The organism is Bacteroidia bacterium (assembly GCA_019695265.1).
Classification (GTDB): Bacteria; Bacteroidota; Bacteroidia; order JAIBAJ01; family JAIBAJ01; genus JAIBAJ01.
The window spans coordinates 13,622-30,359 of the sequence record JAIBAJ010000033.1; the positions used below are offsets into that span (position 1 = coordinate 13,622).

The 16,738-nt window shown below is 41.4% G+C and carries 11 protein-coding genes; 8 read left to right on the forward strand and 3 right to left on the reverse strand.

Annotated elements, in window-relative coordinates; genetic code table 11:
* Nucleotides 1-67: 67 nt before the first annotated feature.
* The 5 genes from clpB (at nucleotide 68) to K1X82_06820 (ending at nucleotide 8,892) form a co-directional block, all read left to right on the forward strand.
* Complete coding sequence (gene clpB / locus K1X82_06800; GenBank protein ID MBX7181801.1) at nucleotides 68-2,677, forward strand: ATP-dependent chaperone ClpB; 2,610 nt, start codon at nucleotides 68-70, stop codon at nucleotides 2,675-2,677.
* Between the two features lie 592 nt (nucleotides 2,678-3,269).
* On the forward strand, nucleotides 3,270-4,223 hold the full coding sequence (locus tag K1X82_06805) for an ATP-binding protein (protein MBX7181802.1): 954 nt from the start codon (nucleotides 3,270-3,272) through the stop codon (nucleotides 4,221-4,223).
* Between the two features lie 9 nt (nucleotides 4,224-4,232).
* Nucleotides 4,233-6,929 carry a S8 family peptidase gene (locus K1X82_06810; GenBank protein MBX7181803.1) on the forward strand — a complete coding sequence of 899 codons (2,697 nt, stop codon included), beginning with the start codon at nucleotides 4,233-4,235 and terminating at the stop codon, nucleotides 6,927-6,929.
* Between the two features lie 201 nt (nucleotides 6,930-7,130).
* Nucleotides 7,131-8,225, forward strand: coding sequence for a hypothetical protein (locus K1X82_06815; GenBank protein MBX7181804.1), 1,095 nt, complete (start codon nucleotides 7,131-7,133; stop codon nucleotides 8,223-8,225).
* Between the two features lie 439 nt (nucleotides 8,226-8,664).
* Nucleotides 8,665-8,892: a type II toxin-antitoxin system ParD family antitoxin gene (locus K1X82_06820; protein ID MBX7181805.1), complete on the forward strand. Its 228-nt coding sequence runs from the start codon at nucleotides 8,665-8,667 to the stop codon at nucleotides 8,890-8,892.
* A 67-nt stretch (nucleotides 8,893-8,959) separates the two neighbouring features.
* On the opposite strand, the gene K1X82_06825 is transcribed toward K1X82_06820, so the two are convergent.
* Both K1X82_06825 and K1X82_06830 read right to left on the reverse strand, forming a co-directional pair.
* On the reverse strand, nucleotides 8,960-9,355 hold the full coding sequence (locus tag K1X82_06825; protein ID MBX7181806.1) for a cytochrome c: 396 nt from the start codon (nucleotides 9,353-9,355) through the stop codon (nucleotides 8,960-8,962).
* Complete coding sequence (locus K1X82_06830) at nucleotides 9,355-11,274, reverse strand: cytochrome C peroxidase (GenBank protein ID MBX7181807.1); 1,920 nt, start codon at nucleotides 11,272-11,274, stop codon at nucleotides 9,355-9,357. Before K1X82_06830 ends, K1X82_06825 begins: the two co-directional genes overlap by 1 nt.
* A gap of 210 nt (nucleotides 11,275-11,484) precedes the next feature.
* Here K1X82_06830 and K1X82_06835 point away from each other — a divergent pair, with 210 nt between their 5' ends.
* The gene (locus K1X82_06835) at nucleotides 11,485-12,501 is read left to right on the forward strand and encodes an endonuclease (protein MBX7181808.1); all 1,017 of its coding nucleotides are present in this window, start codon (nucleotides 11,485-11,487) and stop codon (nucleotides 12,499-12,501) included.
* A 7-nt stretch (nucleotides 12,502-12,508) separates the two neighbouring features.
* Complete coding sequence (locus K1X82_06840; protein ID MBX7181809.1) at nucleotides 12,509-13,498, forward strand: YfiM family protein; 990 nt, start codon at nucleotides 12,509-12,511, stop codon at nucleotides 13,496-13,498.
* Here the strand turns inward: K1X82_06840 and K1X82_06845 are convergent.
* Nucleotides 13,495-14,799 (reverse strand): polysaccharide deacetylase family protein, encoded by a 1,305-nt coding sequence (locus K1X82_06845; GenBank protein MBX7181810.1) that lies wholly within the window; start codon nucleotides 14,797-14,799, stop codon nucleotides 13,495-13,497. The genes K1X82_06840 and K1X82_06845 overlap by 4 nt on opposite strands.
* Before the next feature lie 93 nt (nucleotides 14,800-14,892).
* Between K1X82_06845 and K1X82_06850 the strand changes: the two genes are divergently transcribed.
* Nucleotides 14,893-16,155, forward strand: a complete 1,263-nt coding sequence (locus tag K1X82_06850; protein ID MBX7181811.1) for an MFS transporter — start codon at nucleotides 14,893-14,895, stop codon at nucleotides 16,153-16,155.
* Nucleotides 16,156-16,738: the final 583 nt, after the last annotated feature.

Sequence of the window (16,738 nt, forward strand, 5' to 3'; positions counted from 1 at the left end):
AAGATGTTTGACTTCCGAAAAATCGTTCGGCGTCAACCCCAAAGCGCCGGACCCAAACCTTACAACCATGAATTTAAACAATTTTACCATTAAATCGCAGGAAGCCATCAGCTCAGCACAACAACTGGCCCTGGCTAAAAGCAACCAAAGCATCGAAACCGGACATATCCTTAAAGGTATCTTCGAAGTGGATGAAGACGTGGTGCCTTACCTGCTCAAAAAGCTCAACGTCAATGTTCAATCTACCGAACAAATCGTTGACCGCATCCTCGAATCCTATCCCAAAATCACCGGAGGCAATACCTACCTTTCCAACAACGCCGCTCAGGCCCTGGCCAAAGCCCAACAGTTTATTACTGAATCAGGCGATGAATTCGTTTCCATCGAACACCTCTTGCTGGGTTTGTTGTCCGTAAAAGACCAGGTTTCCCAACTATTGAAAGATGCCGGTGTTTCCGAATCCAACCTCAAAGCAGCCATCAAAGAATTGCGCAAAGGTTCCAAAGTCACTTCCCAAAGCGCCGAAGAAACCTATAATTCCCTGGCCAAATACGCCCAACACCTCAACAAACTGGCCCAAACCGGTAAACTCGACCCGGTCATTGGCCGCGACGAAGAAATCCGTAGGGTGCTACAAATCCTTTCACGCCGTACCAAAAACAACCCCATCCTCATTGGTGAGCCCGGTGTAGGTAAAACAGCCATAGCTGAAGGACTTGCCCACCGCATCGTTAACGGCGACGTGCCCGAAAACCTCAAAACCAAGCAAATCTATTCCCTCGATATGGGAGCCCTGGTAGCCGGTGCCAAATACAAAGGCGAATTTGAAGAAAGGCTGAAAAGTGTGGTGAAGGAAGTCATTGGTTCCAATGGGGAAATTATCCTCTTCATCGACGAAATCCACACCCTGGTTGGCGCAGGTGGCGGAGGAGAAGGTGCTATGGATGCTGCCAACATCCTCAAACCTGCCCTGGCAAGAGGCGAACTCCGCGCCATAGGAGCCACCACCCTCAACGAATACCAAAAATACTTCGAAAAAGACAAAGCCCTCGAACGCCGTTTCCAAAAGGTGATGATCGAAGAGCCCGATACCCAGGATGCCATTTCTATCCTGCGCGGACTCAAGGAAAAATACGAAGTGCACCACAAAGTGCGCATCAAAGACGAAGCCATCATCGCAGCCGTGGAATTGTCGCAACGCTACATCAACGACCGTTTCCTGCCCGATAAAGCCATCGACCTAATGGACGAAGCCGCTTCCAAACTCCGCATGGAAATCAATTCCGCTCCCGAAGAGTTGGATGAACTGGAGCGCCGCATCCGCCAGTTGGAAATCGAGCGTGAAGCCATCAAACGCGAAAACGACGAGAAAAAGCTAGCCAGTCTGGCCGAAGAAATTGCCAACCTCAGCGAAGACCGCAACCGCCTCAAAGCCAAATGGCAAGGCGAAAAAGATATCGTGGAGCAAATCCAGAAGGCCAAAACAGATATTGAAACCTATAAGTTCGAAGCCGACCAGGCCGAGCGTCAGGGCGATTACGGAAAAGTAGCCGAAATCCGTTATGGCAAAATCAAGGAAGCCGAAAATACCGTCAACACCCTCATGGCCCAGCTTGCCGAAACCCAGGGCGGAAAACCCATGATCAAGGAAGAAGTAGATTCCGAAGACATAGCCGGGGTGGTAAGCCGTTGGACAGGCATTCCCATTAACAAAATGTTGCAAAGCGAGCGCGAGAAACTCCTGCATATCGAAGAAGAATTGCACCGCCGGGTAGTAGGACAAAACGAAGCCATTGAAGCCATTGCCGATGCCGTTCGCCGCAGCCGTGCCGGGTTACAGGATGCCAAGCGTCCCATAGGTTCATTCATCTTCCTGGGAACCACCGGGGTAGGTAAAACCGAGGTAGCCAAAGCCCTGGCCGACTACCTGTTCAACAACGAAAACGCCATGACCCGCATCGATATGAGTGAGTACCAGGAACGCCACAGCGTAAGCCGCCTGGTGGGTGCGCCTCCCGGATACGTGGGTTACGATGAAGGCGGACAACTGACCGAAGCCGTTCGACGCAAACCTTACAGCCTCGTGTTGTTAGACGAAATCGAAAAGGCCCATCCCGATGTGTTCAATATTTTGCTCCAGGTGCTCGACGATGGCCGCCTCACCGACAACAAAGGCCGGGTGGTGAATTTCAAAAACACCATCATCGTGATGACCAGCAATTTAGGTTCCCACCTCATCCAGGACAATTTCGAAGGACTGGAAGAGTGGAATAGGGAAGAGGCCATTGGCAAAACCAGGAACGAAATTTTCGAACTCTTGAAAAAGACCATACGTCCCGAGTTTTTGAACCGCATCGACGACATCATCATGTTCCTGCCCTTAACCCGCGAGGATGTGCACAACATCGTAGTGATGCAGCTCGACCAGTTGAAGGAGCGCTTAAAAAATGCCGATGTAAGCCTAAGTTACACCCCCGAGGCCGTAGATTGGATAGCCCAGTTGGGTTACGACCCACAGTTTGGTGCCCGTCCCGTGAAGCGCGTCATACAAAAGCAGGTATTAAACGAATTATCCAAGTACCTATTGGCCGGCAAGGTCGACAAGGAAAAAGAAATCGTGCTGGACATGTTCGACAAGCAATTGGTCTTCAGGCACCAGCCGGTAGCCGAGGCATAATCAAATCAAGCCAACGAATAAAAGATAAACGGAATCCAGTCTCTTTGAATGAAAAGGAGGCTGGATTTTTATTTGGGCGTGCCCTTCCCGCCAAAAAGCTTTTCGCCCTTGAATAAGCATTTTCCTGTGGCGGTCAGGTCGGGCTATCCACTGCAAGTCCGCGGTCCGGCTGGCTATCGCTGCGCCGTTCCTTGCGGGCTTTCCGTTTCTATCCCTCACGCGGGGGGAAGCGCTGGGGTTTATCCCAACATGTGGTAAGCGTCTCTTCTGCTAAATACTGTCTTTTTAATTAATTCTGCCATGCTTTGGTTATACCCAATTAGTGTATAAATAATGCACCAATACAAATAACTATCTATTTGATAAGTCATATTTTTTCATGCAAATACCTTGAAATTTTCAATTGTAACTATCCTTTCTTTATTACATTCGCCAAGGCAGATGAATGGGGGGATTGGGGTGAGGAAGGGGATGAAGGCGGATGTTATGGGCAATGCTATTGGACATCTTGACTAATGTAAAAGCTTGTGAGGAAACAAAAGATTACCAGATGAAAAAACTTTATAATTTACTAACTTTGTGACATATTTAAATGGCAAAAGCAGACTACATAGTATCGTTAATCAAATCGCATTACAACAATGAACCCGAAAGGTTCACGACCGTTGCATTGCAGATTGCTGCCCACGAAGCCAAACTGGGGCATACGCTTGTTGCCAACGACATAAAAAGCATTATTGACAAGGCAAAGGAAACCAAACACAAAACCAAAGCATTTGCACCCGATTTTCAGGGCTTGATTCAGGAAAACGTCCCTGCCGTAAGATTGGCGGATATGATTGCTTCTGAAGACATTAAAACCAAAATAAATCGCATCATTTCAGAGTTTGTGCAGCGTGATAAACTTCGCAAGCACGATTTGGAAAATCGCAGGAAAATTTTGCTTTCAGGTCCTCCCGGAACGGGCAAAACCCTTACAGCTTCCATTGTTGCCAACGAATTGAACCTGCCGCTTTACACTATTTTAATGGACAAAATGGTTACAAAGTTTATGGGCGAAACCAGTGCAAAATTGCGTCAGGTGTTTGATTTGATTGAGCAAAAACAAGGAGTCTATCTGTTTGATGAATTTGATGCCATTGGTGGCGAACGCAGCCGTGATAATGATGTGGGTGAAATGCGGAGGGTGTTAAATTCTTTTTTGCAATTTATTGAACGGGACAATTCCGACAGCTTGATTATTGCCATTACCAACAACAAAGAACTGTTAGACCAAGCCCTGTTCCGCAGGTTTGACGATGTAATTTTATACCACTTGCCAAATTTGAAAGAAAAAGAAGAATTGCTTAAAAACAGACTGTCGCAGTTTACTAAAAAAATAAAGTTTAAAGATTTATTACCTAACATAAACGGACTTAGTCACGCTGAAATATCGCTTGCCTGCATTGATGCCATTAAAGAAACGATTTTGAACGAAAAGCAGCAGATGAACAATGATTTAATTTTAAAAGCAATCAAAGACCGTAATGCAGCTTATCACAAATAAGTTTAAAGAATGGCATCCTATAAACACATCTTCATTCAAGGTAATGTAAGCAGCGAGAAATATAGAGCGCCTTCGGCAATGGGAGCGAAACCACGCATACCCGTTAGAGACAGGGCAACACAAAGCCAAAGACTTTTAAATCAATTTGCCGAAATTTGGCAGCAAAAAGAGCAACTGCAACAACAACGCAGTGCCGAACAAATTGCCACACGGGAAGGAACATACATTCAGTTTACCAGTGCGGCAGACCACGATTTAATTACCAAAAGTTTGGAAGACCTAAGAAAAGGTATTCGTCTACTCAATATCAAAGAAATTCCTGTTGGCGATAATCAAACACAAATACGTGCAACCATATATGTTCCAAATGGAAAAGAAGGTGCTTTTGTCAATAAAATCAATGCTTATCGCACAAAAAATAATACAACAGTTACTTTTCAAAATCAGTTAGACCATAATTTGGTTACCGAAAGCATAAATCAACTTGGAAATAATATCAGCTTAAGAAATATAAAAGATGTTATTGTTGTAGATGAAGAAAAAACAAAGGTTAATGTCAATTTGCCAGTTGGACAAGAGGATTATTTCATTGAAGAAATTTTAAAGATTTTCCCAGGAACAGAGATAAAAATCACACCTGCGAATTCTGAACTGGTTAATAGCATTGAAGATGTAAGCTTGGCTTTATTGGAAGGGTTATGGACGGACAATCAGCAACTTATACCAAATGAAAACACAAAATGGTGCGAAACGTGGTTAAACGTGAACACCAAAGAAAACCAAGAACAAAAACAAATTGTAGAGTTTCTTGCAACGGCACAAAATATCGGCATTGAAGTAAAGCAACGCAGTATCTTATTTCCAGAAAGAGCTGTTTTGTTGGTAAATGCCAATCGTGAACAGTTGGTTGAACTAATGTTACAAAGTGATTTGTTGGCAGAGTTCAGGGCTGGGCAAGAACCCGCAGGATTCTGGGTAAACGAAAGTCGTATTGAGCAACAAGCTTGGGTTGATGATTTATTGCAAAGAATACAAATTGTAGATAGCAACGTAAAAGTTTGTTTGTTAGACACTGGCATAAACAGCGGACACCAATTGTTGCAACCGCTTATTGACAACAACAATACACTTACGGTTGATAACGCTTGGGGTACTAACGACCACGCCAACGGTGCAGGGCACGGTACACTAATGGCAGGCGTAGCAGGTTATGGACAAATGGAACAAGTGCTAACTTCGGCTAATTCAGTTTCGCTTACGCATAAATTGTGTTCGGTAAAAATTCTGCCCAATCAGGGACAAAACCCACGGGAATTGTGGGGCGATATAACTTCACGGGGAATTTCAATAGCCGAAATCCAAAACCCGAATATGGTGTTGGTGTATTGTATGGCGGTAACATCACAAGAAGATACCCACAGAGGCAGACCTTCTTCGTGGTCAGGTGCAGTAGATAATTTGGCTTATGGCGAAGGCGAAAACCAACGCCTGATAATTGTTTCGGCTGGAAATGTAGCTGATGATGAATTGTGGCAAAATTATCCTGATGCAAACTTTACATCTTCCGTTCAAAATCCCGCCCAAGCGTGGAACGCATTGGTAGCAGGAGCATACACCAGTAAAATTCAAGTAACTGACCCGAATTTTCAAAATCATACACCTGTTGCCAACGAAGGACAACTTTCGCCTTACAGTACAACTTCATTAGTTTGGGAAAGAAAATGGGCAGTAAAACCCGATGTGGTTTTTGAAGGCGGAAATCTTTTAAGAGCACCCGACAACAGCATTTTGGGACACGAAGATTTAGAACTCTTGTCCACTTCAAGACAATTTAACAGAGGACGACATTTTGATACCATTTGGGCAACAAGTGCTGCGGCTGCACAAGCATCGTGGTTTGCAGCAAAAATTGCGTACGAATATCCCAACGCTTGGGCAGAAACCATAAGAGGGTTGGTTATTCATTCCGCTAATTGGAACCCTGCAATGTTGGCCCAACAAAATGTGCAACAAGGCAACCGAGCGAGTTTTAGAAATTTGTTGCGAACCTTTGGTTTTGGAATTCCCGATTTAGGCCGAGCATTGTATAGTCAGGAAAGTGCATTGACCTACATTGCACAGGAAATCATTCAGCCGTTCAGTTTCAAAGACGGAAGCAGCACAGCAGAAACCAACGAAATTCATTTTTTCAATTTGCCGTGGGCAAGCGATTTGTTGTTGCAAATGGGCGAAACACCCGTAAAATTGAAAGTTACGCTTTCATATTTCATAGAACCCGGGGCAGGGGAAATCGGTTGGAAAGACAAATATCGTTATCAGTCGCACGGTTTGCGTTTTGATATCAATAATGTGGGTGAAAAGGAAGAAGTTTTCAGAAAACGAATAAACACCGCAGCACGAGAAGAAGATGAAGATTTCCAAGGGAATTCGGGGGCTGATCGTTGGAAAGTTGGAAAAGATAATCGGAGTAATGGTTCAATTCATTCAGATTATATGGAAATGACAGCAGCAGAACTTTTTGAATGCAATCTCATTGCTGTTTATCCTATTATTGGATGGTGGCGTGAACGCAAACATTTGGGAAAAGTCGAAAATCAAGCCCGTTATGCCTTGATAATTTCGCTTGAAACACCTGCACAAGATGTTGAGCTATACACCACTGTTAGAAATATGATTGAAGTGCCGATAGAGGTAAATGCAATTTAGAAGCACAGCCCATAACAGCACCTACCCAAAATTGGCGGTTCAGTGGTCAAATCAAGCTTTGTGCTTCTATCAAAGTGTCTGCTTGGTTGACAGTGAAGCGCTTCGAAATCGCCAACTTCGGATAGCTTCAAAACGCAGGCAGTAAACTATTTAAAATTGTGTTATAAGAATAATCAAATAAATCAAGTTTTAATTTGAAATATGAGTGAAAAACTATTCAAAGTTAATTACGATAAAATAAAGCACCTTTATAAAGTGCAAAATGATAAGACAAGCATTGATAAACTCATTATTCAATTAAAAAAGGAACTTGGTGACAAAATCTTGGAAATTAGTGTTAGGGGGCTATCAGCTGGCAAGAATGATTTTTATTTCAAACAAATACCCTACGGCTTTGAGCAAAGAGCCATATATTGGGAATCAAGATCAATAGACAGAAAGAAAACTCGACAATATTATATAAAAATATATGTTGACCGGGATAAATTTCATTTAGCACTTTGTAATTTAATTTTCATTTCAGATCACCCGGAACTCAACCTAAAACCTGCGAAAGAATCAGATTTTTATTACAACAGAGACAAATCATTTAGATTAGTAGAAAAAATTTTTAAGAAGCATACGAAATACTTTTGTGTATCTGCTTTCTGCGGAATACTACCTACCAGTGAATGGTATGCTAGAGCATATATAAAAATAATTGCCGAGGTTCCTGTAACTGCTCATGATGTCTTTGTTCATTCAGACATAAGTAATCTATCTGAATTTGGCTTAAATCACATTGAAGAAATAGGAAAAGAATTTGCTAAAATTGTTACCAGCGAAAATGTTGATTTACATGAGTTGTATCAAAAGAAATCAAAACGCCATTCCATTTCGCGAAGAGCTGAAAATATCGTTCGAAAAAAACACGGTTTTAAAAATGTAGGAGACATGTATATTAACGAGACTATGTTAGCGAACTATACAAAATCATTATTCCCAGATACCATTCGTCAATATAGTGCGAAATGGCTTGGAAAGTATTTGATAGATATTTTCATCCCATCATTAAATATTGCAATAGAATATCATGGAGAGCAACATTTTAAAGCAATTGATAGGTTTGGAGGTGAAGAAAAATTATTGAAGCAACAAAAACGAGATGAGTTTGTACGTGAACAATGCAAAAAGAATGGAGTACTTCTTCTCGAACTGACATATGAATTTAAAGTAACAGAAAAAAACGTATATGATTTTTTGTCTCAACACATTGATATTCCAAATTATAAACGTCCTTTTTCCCTATTCGATTAAAAGCTGAAAGGGTAGTATAATTGGATTATATGAAAGCTAAAATATAAGGCCTTATCCCAAGTGCAGCCCATCGGAATCTCCTTCCGAACTTCTACTGAACTTTGTTGTTTCCAAACTACTCCCAAATCTTCTACCCAAGCCTATCAGGTTTTTTAAACCGCTAGGTTCATTTTATAAAGCTTGCCTTTCAGCCCTACCTTATTCAAGTTCCGTAATTTTTTGCCATCCTTCAAAAGTTTTTTCTTTTTTCTCCAACAGGTTGGTATCCTTTAAGGCCTGATATATTTATCGATTTTATTGGTCAGGTTGACCCGGAATGAAGTGGTCAAGTTCACCGGAATTATCCCATTAAACCATTCACTCAAATTTGATAATATTTGACCATAAATTCACCTATTTACCAAATTTATAGAAATGTTTAAAAAAGAAAAACACATCAATATCGCTTGGAAATTATTTTGACCAATTTGTTAGCAGCCAAGTCTCGGCAGGTCGATCCAAAAATGTAAGCGAAGTTATCCGGGCAGGACTTCGACTTTTGGAGGATGATGAAAGTAAAAATGTAGCTTTGAGAAAAGCTATTCAAGAAAGAATTGACAGCGGAATTGCCCACGATTTCGACCCCAAGAAACATCTTCAAGAACTTAAAACCGAAATTGTCATTTGAAACGAAGTGAACAAATGGCAAGTGAGGTGGGATGTGGGAAGATTCAGCCCAAATTTATGATAGTCCATTAATGCTTTTCCCCATTCAAATTAAAATTCGGTGCATTCGGATCCTTTTTCCTAAAGGTCAAAAAGGTAATAATCTTGTTCAAATCTTCCGGCCTCAACTGCTTGGGTGAAATGGTGTTTTTATGCTCCGGAGTTGAATTAATCATGTTTTTTGAATAATTACCCAACATCGTGGCTGTGAAATTTGGAATAAGCTTTTTATGCTTGATCTTCTTAACATGACATCCGGCGCAGTGAATTTTGAATAGTGCTTCTCCCTGTTTTAAACTGTTTAATAGTTCCTTTTCATCTTCCGCACTTAATTTTACCGGAATGGAATATTGCTCCATCGGCGATTTGCACCGAATAGCCAGTATTAGCAAGGGTATACACAACCACAAACCTAGTTTTTGCATTAGTAAATTCCTCCCAAAATTCGATTGTTCAGTTTCTTATTCGTACTTTCCGGAAGCTTATTCGGCGGGATAACCTCAGGAATATCCTCCGTTAACGACTTCATAAAAACAATTAATTGGTGCTTTTCCTCTGGGTTTAATCGCAAAGAATCAGCCGATAAGGTCTGATTTTCAATCCCAAGTCCTTTCCCTTTCCCCCCGCCGGCATTGTAAAATTCAATAACCTGTGCCAAATTTCGAAAACCACCATGGTGAAAATAGGGTTTTGTTTTTGTAATATTGCGTAAAGTGGGGGTTCGAAAAGCTCGATCCATCTCTTGTACGGCATGTACCCCAAAACGCCCAACATCCTGACTTAAACGCAAATAGTTAGTATCTTCCGGAACTCCCAAAACCTCAAATTCAGAACTAATATATGGCGGTTTTGTCCCATTGAATTGGGGTACAAAATGACAAGTTCCACATTGGGCTTTGCCCATAAATACATTAAAACCTTTTATTACTTCTGGGTCAAGCATTTTAGTTGTCGAATTCATGGCACGGTCAAATGGAGAGTCGTAAAAACTTAAACTGCCATAATACAGGGTTAATGCAGAGGCTATGTGTTCGATGTTTACTTCCTTTTCGGTAGGTGTATACTTGAGCCAGGATTTAAATGCCTGACGATAGGTAGGAATAGCTAAAACCTTTTCAACCAATTCCTGGGTTTGGCTGCCCATTTCTTTAGGATTGGTGGTAACATCTTTGGCCTGGTTTTGCAGGGAAATATGCTTGCCATCCAACATCAATAATTGGTAATGAATAGCATTGAGCAAACTGGGTGTGTTTCGGGGTAATACTTCCGTTTGATTGAATTGCATTGCAGTATTTACCAAAGTGTCGGTAAAGCCTTGGCTGGGCTTATGGCAAGAGGCACAGCTTCGTTTGTTGTTTCCAGATAAAATTGGATCAAAGAATAAAAGTTTGCCTACCTCTGAAATTTGCCTCAAAATGGCGCTATCCTTCACATAAAAATAGATTCCCTTGGTTTCCTGACCTTGGTAGAGGTTTTTATCGAAAATAGAATTGACCTGGCTGTTGAGGGTATAATCTTGTCGACTGATGGTTTCGAATTGATATTTTCGGATCAGTGCCTGGTTGATGCGAAAAAGGGGGTTGACAAAATCCCGGATAAATAGAAAATGGTTGAAGGTGTAAAAGGCTGTATCCGGCTGTTTTTGTAAAAAGGAAATAGCCTGCTCGTATAAATTAAGGTAATCCTGGCTCAAAGAAGTACTGGGATAACATTGGTTGTAAACCTTGTAAATGTTACCTACTCCTGGCAGCATGTTTTTGAGCTCCATAATTACCATACTGGTATCCGGACATTCGAAGCCGGTGGTATAAATAGAAGCTAAATTGAGCAGAAAGAGGCGATTGCAGAAATAGAATACGCCCGGATCTTTCATTTGGGTTTGAATAGAATCGGATTCAAATACATCTAAAGCCTGCTGAGCTGCTTGAATCAAGGAAAAAAGGGAATCTCGATTAGCGTTATCTTCCTGTAAATACTCAGCAGCTAAATACCAACCTGCACCTGGCCTTTTATAGGGCTTTTCGAATTTTTCAAACACCTCCGTTTCCCATTCCACAGGCAATACTCCATTGATTTGCTTATAGGCATTAGGCTCAAGGTAGCGCAACCAAAAATCAAGGTATTTGTAACGAATTCTTAAAGAATAAAGCATTTGGAACACCTGGTCTCTTTGTTCAGGGCTTTTGCTTCCTTGCTTGATTTGGTTCAGTAGCTGAGCCTGTTCTTCTTTTAATTGCCTTATTCCTGCCTGGTATTGCTGTTCGTAGGCAGTAGTATCGGATGTGGAAAACGAAACCATGAATGCACATCCGATAAGCAAGAAATAAAGGATAATTCGGTTCATGATAATCCAGGGCAAACCGCAAATGGGTCAACAAAGCTAATTCAAGGGAGTTAAATTAATTAGTTTGGGATGTTTTTTAACAATAAAACAGGATGAACATGAAAGCTGTAAAGAAGAACCCGAAGGATTTTAACATTAAATTAGCTGTTCTGGGTAAATTTCACTTCCTGGCATGGTTTTCCCAAGGATTATTTTATTCATTTTTGTGCCATGTTAAAATATGCTCCCATTTTAGTGTTTTTTCTTGCCTTTCATTCAGTTGTAAATGCTCAAAAGCCTGGTTCCATACCCATGAAGGCCATGATTTACAATGTGGAGAATTTGTTTGATACCATCAATGATCCCAATAAAGATGATGAGGAGTTTTTACCTTCTGCCAAAAAGAATTGGAATTCTAAACGTTACCAGGAAAAGTTAAGGCATATAACCCAAGTGATGAGTACTGCCGGATTTCCGGAATTGGTAGGATTGTGTGAAATTGAGAATAAAGGGGTGCTGAATGACTTGGTTGCTATGGATTCCTTAAAACCATTTGGCTATCAGGTAGTTCATTTTGACAGCCCCGATGAGCGTGGTGTGGATGTAGGTTTATTAATTAAGTCCAATTCATTTAAGTTTGTATCTGCCAAATCGGTTAGGGTTCAGCTTCCAGGCGAAAATCCTAGACCAACTAGGGATATTTTGTACGCCAAATTGGCTTTCAAAAGAGATACCTTGCATGTGTTTGTTAACCATTGGCCTTCCAGAAGGGGTGGGGAAGAGGAAAGTGAACCTAATCGCATAGCAGCTGCTCAAACCCTTAAACATGTGTCAGATAGCTTATTTAAAGTTTCATCTGATTCCAAAATATTAATTATGGGTGACTTAAACGATTATCCAACCAATAAAAGTGTCAAAGATGTGTTGGGTGCTACGCCGGTTGAAGCATTGGCTAAACGAACCGGTTTTATAAACCTGGTTGCGCCTTTAATGGAAAAAGGTGAAGGTTCGGAGTACTATCAGGGTAAATGGACTATGCTGATTAATGTAATTTCTTCTACTTCCCTGGTTAAGTCGGTTCGGGGTTTAAGAATAGGTACAGCCAGTATTTTAAAAAAGGATTTCCTGCTGTATAAAAATGAAAAGAAGGGCACAGAGGAACCTAATCGTACCTATGGCGGTGACCGCTACTACGGTGGATATTCCGATCATTTGCCGGTACTGGTTGATCTGCAATGGAATAAATAAAATTGTAATGTCTCGTTTTCGGCAAACCCTATTCCAACCAACTATCCTCTTTCTCGGGGTGTGCTTTGCCCTTCAATTATTTCTTTCAAATCCAATAAAGGCTCAGGATTCAATAAAGAATACAGCATTAAATCGGTTTTTAACGGCATCTCCTACTTACAATAAAAAAAGAGTTGCCTGGCTTTCCGGAAGTTTGGGAGTAAGCTATGTGGGTAGCATGACCGGTTTGTATTATTTATGGTATGCCGGATATCCTCAATCGAACTTTCATATTTTTAACGATAACAAGGAATGGTTGCAAATTGATAAAGGCGGTCATTTAATTTCTTCCTACTATATTGGTATGTTAGGAAAAGAAACCATGCATTGGGCCGGCATGAACAGGCCATTGTCGGTTTGGTTTGGTGGCTCCTTTGGTTCTATCTTTTTGCTTACTGTGGAAGTTTTTGACGGCTTTTCACAAGAATGGGGCTTCTCCTGGGGCGATATCATTGCAAACTCCACCGGAACAGCCACTTATATCGGACAAGAATTACTCTGGAAAGAACAACGATTTACCTGGAAAATAAGTTATGCCGATAATTACTTGGCCCACTACCGACCCGATTTGTTAGGGAGCAGTCCAATTCAACGTTTGTTAAAGGATTACAATGGGTTAACTTATTGGCTTTCCGGAAATATTCATTCCTTTTTGCCTGAAAGTTCCGGATTTCCCCGGTGGCTAAGCGTTGGGGTAGGGTATGGTGCCTCCGGAATGCTTGGCGCTCATTACAATCCGGCTACCGACCCCGATGGAAATCCACTGCCTTCGGTGGATCGCTTCCGGCAATATTACCTAACCCTCGACATTGATTTATGGCGAATAAAAACCAGAAGCAAGGTGCTACGTACCTTGTTTAGCGCTATCCGAATCATTAAAATTCCAACTCCAACCCTGGAGTTTAATTCCAATGCTAAAGGAAAAGTAAGGTTTTACGGAATGTATCCTTTCTTTTAAGCCTGGGTTTGCTTCATTAATTCCACATAAACCTTTCTCCATCCAACCCATTCAAAATGCTCACTCAAAGTTTCGTTATGCCACAAAGGCATAAATTGTCCTCCATACTTTTTGATAGTATGTAAAAATTCGAGCGATGTATTTAATGCCTCTGCAGGATTTAGTTTCATGTAGTTGTTCAAGGTGGCATCCATTACAGTTATAGGATGCAACAATAAAGGTGTTTCCTGTTCCGAATCCAAATCGAAAAAGAAAAATGGGGTAGAGGTTCCGGCTCTAAAACCCGGTAAATCGGCAAATCCCAGAGAGAAATCCTCCCGTATATCCAATTCCAATAAATTCAAATAGGTTTGAGGAAATTCAAGTTTTAAAAAATGCTGCCTGCTAATGGTAATTTCCCGGTTTAATATATTTGAAAGCCGATCAATTTCCATTTTTACTATAGAAATATCCTTGTTAGATGCAAAGGAAGGATGTATTCCAACTAAATAATCGTCAGCAAGTGATTTGATTAGTCTGCTGAGTTTTCGGTTATAATAGGGAACATTTCGATCCATCGGACCATAATTAGCAAGCAGAAAAAAGAAAACCGGTTTGGTATTGGTTTGCAGATGTATTTCCTTTAGTAAATCATAGGTATCGTACACGTCTTTTTCCAAACCCAATAAAGTCCTGAATCGTTTTTTGGGGTTGGTAAAATCCGCCTTCAAAAGATCCTGAAATGTGGCACCAATGGTTCTTGGAAATCCTTTTTCTAAATAGGCCCAGGCATTGTCAATGTCAATGGTAGGTAGCACCGAAAATGAATTGGTACTATACTCAAGCGAAGGGAATAGGCTTTGTAAAACCTTGGCAATCTTTTCAGCCCAGATATTGATTATTGGAAATTGTAAAAATCCATTTTTACCGGCAAAACTTTCTTTTCCCTCAAATCTGCCATAGCTGTCTTTTACATGAGGTAAATATTCCTCATACCGGCTCATCAAAAAAAAGGATGCGGCAAAAGGATCAAAAGGCAATAGGGAATATTTTCCGGTAGCAAAAAATGCCTTGGTGTTTTCCCAATCAAAAACATGAATATTTTGTTCTATTATTCCTTTCTCAAACAACAAACTGCGGGCCTGAATAAATGGTATGCCTTCAACAGGATGCTGGGTATAGCTAATTCTGGAATAATGAGATACATTAAATTCCTCAATATCATCCGTTACCCGGTAATCAATGTTTAATAATTTTCCAAAGAAAAAACGGAAGGTATATTTCAACCTGGGTGTTAATTGGTTGGTGTAAATTAATAGCATTTTGAATTCCGGCGAAGGTACATCAAATACCACAAGAATTTGTTTTAAGGATTATTGTATTGGGTATTACAACATATTCTTCACCTTTGCAGGGTGAATTTTACCAATGCTTTTCGGAACTTTGCCTTGCTCAAACAACGCGATTTCCGTAACTACCTATCAGGAACATTCTTCCTCACCATCGGTGTTCAGGTTCAATCCGTTGCGGTTGGTTGGCAGGTTTACGAACTTACCCGCGACCCGCTTTGGCTGGGTATGATTGGACTTTCCGAAGCCCTGCCCTTTATCCTTTCTACCTTTCCGGGAGGTCACGTTGCCGATACCCGCAAACGTAAGTCTATCCTGAAATGGACTATCTCGGGCTATTTGTTTTGCAGCCTGGTGCTTTGGATACTGAGCAAGTTTTACCTCGGCTGGATTAGTTCTTCCGGAATTTGGTCAATTTTCCTGGTTATCGGTTTGGTGGGTGTAATGCGTGGTTTTGCCGGCCCTGCCCGTTCTGCCTTCGGATTTCAATTAATTTCTAAAGATCGTTTGCCTCAAGCAGCATCCATCTCTAGTACTGTTTGGCAAGCTGCAGCAGTTCTTGGCCCTGCCTTAGGTGGATTCTTATACGCTTGGTATGGTAGCACAGGAGCTTACCTCTTTACCCTGTTTTGTATTGCCACAAGTCTCCTAAGTTATTTTCTCATTAAAGCCGATCCTCCTCCGGCCTCTCAAACTACTGAACCTGCTATTACCAAAGTTAGGGAAGGGATGAAGTTTTTTTTCAACCATCCGCTTATCCTTCCTGCTATGTCCCTCGATATGCTGGCAGTATTGCTGGGTGGAGCCGTCGCCGTTCTCCCCATGTTTTGCGACCAGGTTTTATTTACCGGTCCTACCGGCTTGGGTATACTGAGGGCTATGCCTTCCTTTGGGGCTATCATCGCCGGACTTTTTACAACCTTCCTTCCAATTACCACCAATACCGGAAAAAAATTATTGTTCAGTACCGCCGGATTTGGTGTTTCCATGATTCTGTTCGCTTTATCCAAAAATTTTTACCTGTCTTGCTTTATTTTAGCACTCAGCGGCGCATTCGACATGGTTAGTGTAGTGGTTCGTCACACCATTTTACAAACCTATTCTCCCGAAGAAATGCGAGGCAGATTGTCGGCTATCAACTACATTTTTGTTGGCACTTCTAATGAAATTGGTGCCTTCGAAAGTGGTTTGGCCGCAAAATTGTTTGGATTGGTCAATTCCGTGGTGCTCGGTGGCTTCGGCACTTTACTTGTTACCTCCGCAATAGGCTATTTTTCCCGTGATTTAAGAGAACTTTCATTGGATAAGGATATTTCAAATGATGAATAGTTGCCGCAATGTTTTTTTTTTTGGGAATGGATCATTACCTGAGTTTCTGTTTTCAATTATTTTATTAATTCTATTTGGCGGGCCCCCTCCGCCCAACCAAATTTGTGGCAAAGTTCAAGTCTGGCAAAATGGGCGTTCGGGTCACGCTATCGGCTGTAGTCCTCGCAGCACTTGGCTAGCGCCGCGTGCTCCTGTGGGCTACCTGCCTCTATCGTTGCCCGGTCAAAGCCCCAACCTACAGCATTTCATCCCTACTTCTGTTCTTGTCTGTATATTTTTTGTTCTTTGTTTCCTGGATACTAGCTCCATTCGGATTTTTTAAAAGTGATACTTTCTAAATCCAGTGTTAAGGCTTTAATTAGGCTATTGGTAATTTCCATCTAACTAGAATTTAAGTCATTGTATTTCAGGTATTTGAGAAAAATTGAATTTTCTTTTTTGAAGAAAGATTAAATTATGGAATAATGATTTTTATAACCGAATAAGCCCTTGCACAAAAGCCTGTTAGAACGCCGTGCGTTGGCCTGGCTCAGCACGGGGCGCGCCGCGGCTGTGAATTGATGTTCCCTTGAAAAACTTGCAA

What these genes read in the sequence shown, in the direction of transcription:
- K1X82_06845 (MBX7181810.1), bottom strand. Translation starts at nt 14,799, where the DNA reads ATGCTATTAATTTACACCAACCAATTAACACCCAGGTTGAAATATACC.
- K1X82_06825 (MBX7181806.1), bottom strand. Translation starts at nt 9,355, where the DNA reads ATGCAAAAACTAGGTTTGTGGTTGTGTATACCCTTGCTAATACTGGCT.
- K1X82_06835 (MBX7181808.1), top strand. Translation starts at nt 11,485, where the DNA reads ATGTTAAAATATGCTCCCATTTTAGTGTTTTTTCTTGCCTTTCATTCA.
- K1X82_06840 (MBX7181809.1), top strand. Translation starts at nt 12,509, where the DNA reads ATGTCTCGTTTTCGGCAAACCCTATTCCAACCAACTATCCTCTTTCTC.
- K1X82_06815 (MBX7181804.1), top strand. Translation starts at nt 7,131, where the DNA reads ATGAGTGAAAAACTATTCAAAGTTAATTACGATAAAATAAAGCACCTT.
- K1X82_06810 (MBX7181803.1), top strand. Translation starts at nt 4,233, where the DNA reads ATGGCATCCTATAAACACATCTTCATTCAAGGTAATGTAAGCAGCGAG.
- clpB (MBX7181801.1), top strand. Translation starts at nt 68, where the DNA reads ATGAATTTAAACAATTTTACCATTAAATCGCAGGAAGCCATCAGCTCA.
- K1X82_06805 (MBX7181802.1), top strand. Translation starts at nt 3,270, where the DNA reads ATGGCAAAAGCAGACTACATAGTATCGTTAATCAAATCGCATTACAAC.
- K1X82_06830 (MBX7181807.1), bottom strand. Translation starts at nt 11,274, where the DNA reads ATGAACCGAATTATCCTTTATTTCTTGCTTATCGGATGTGCATTCATG.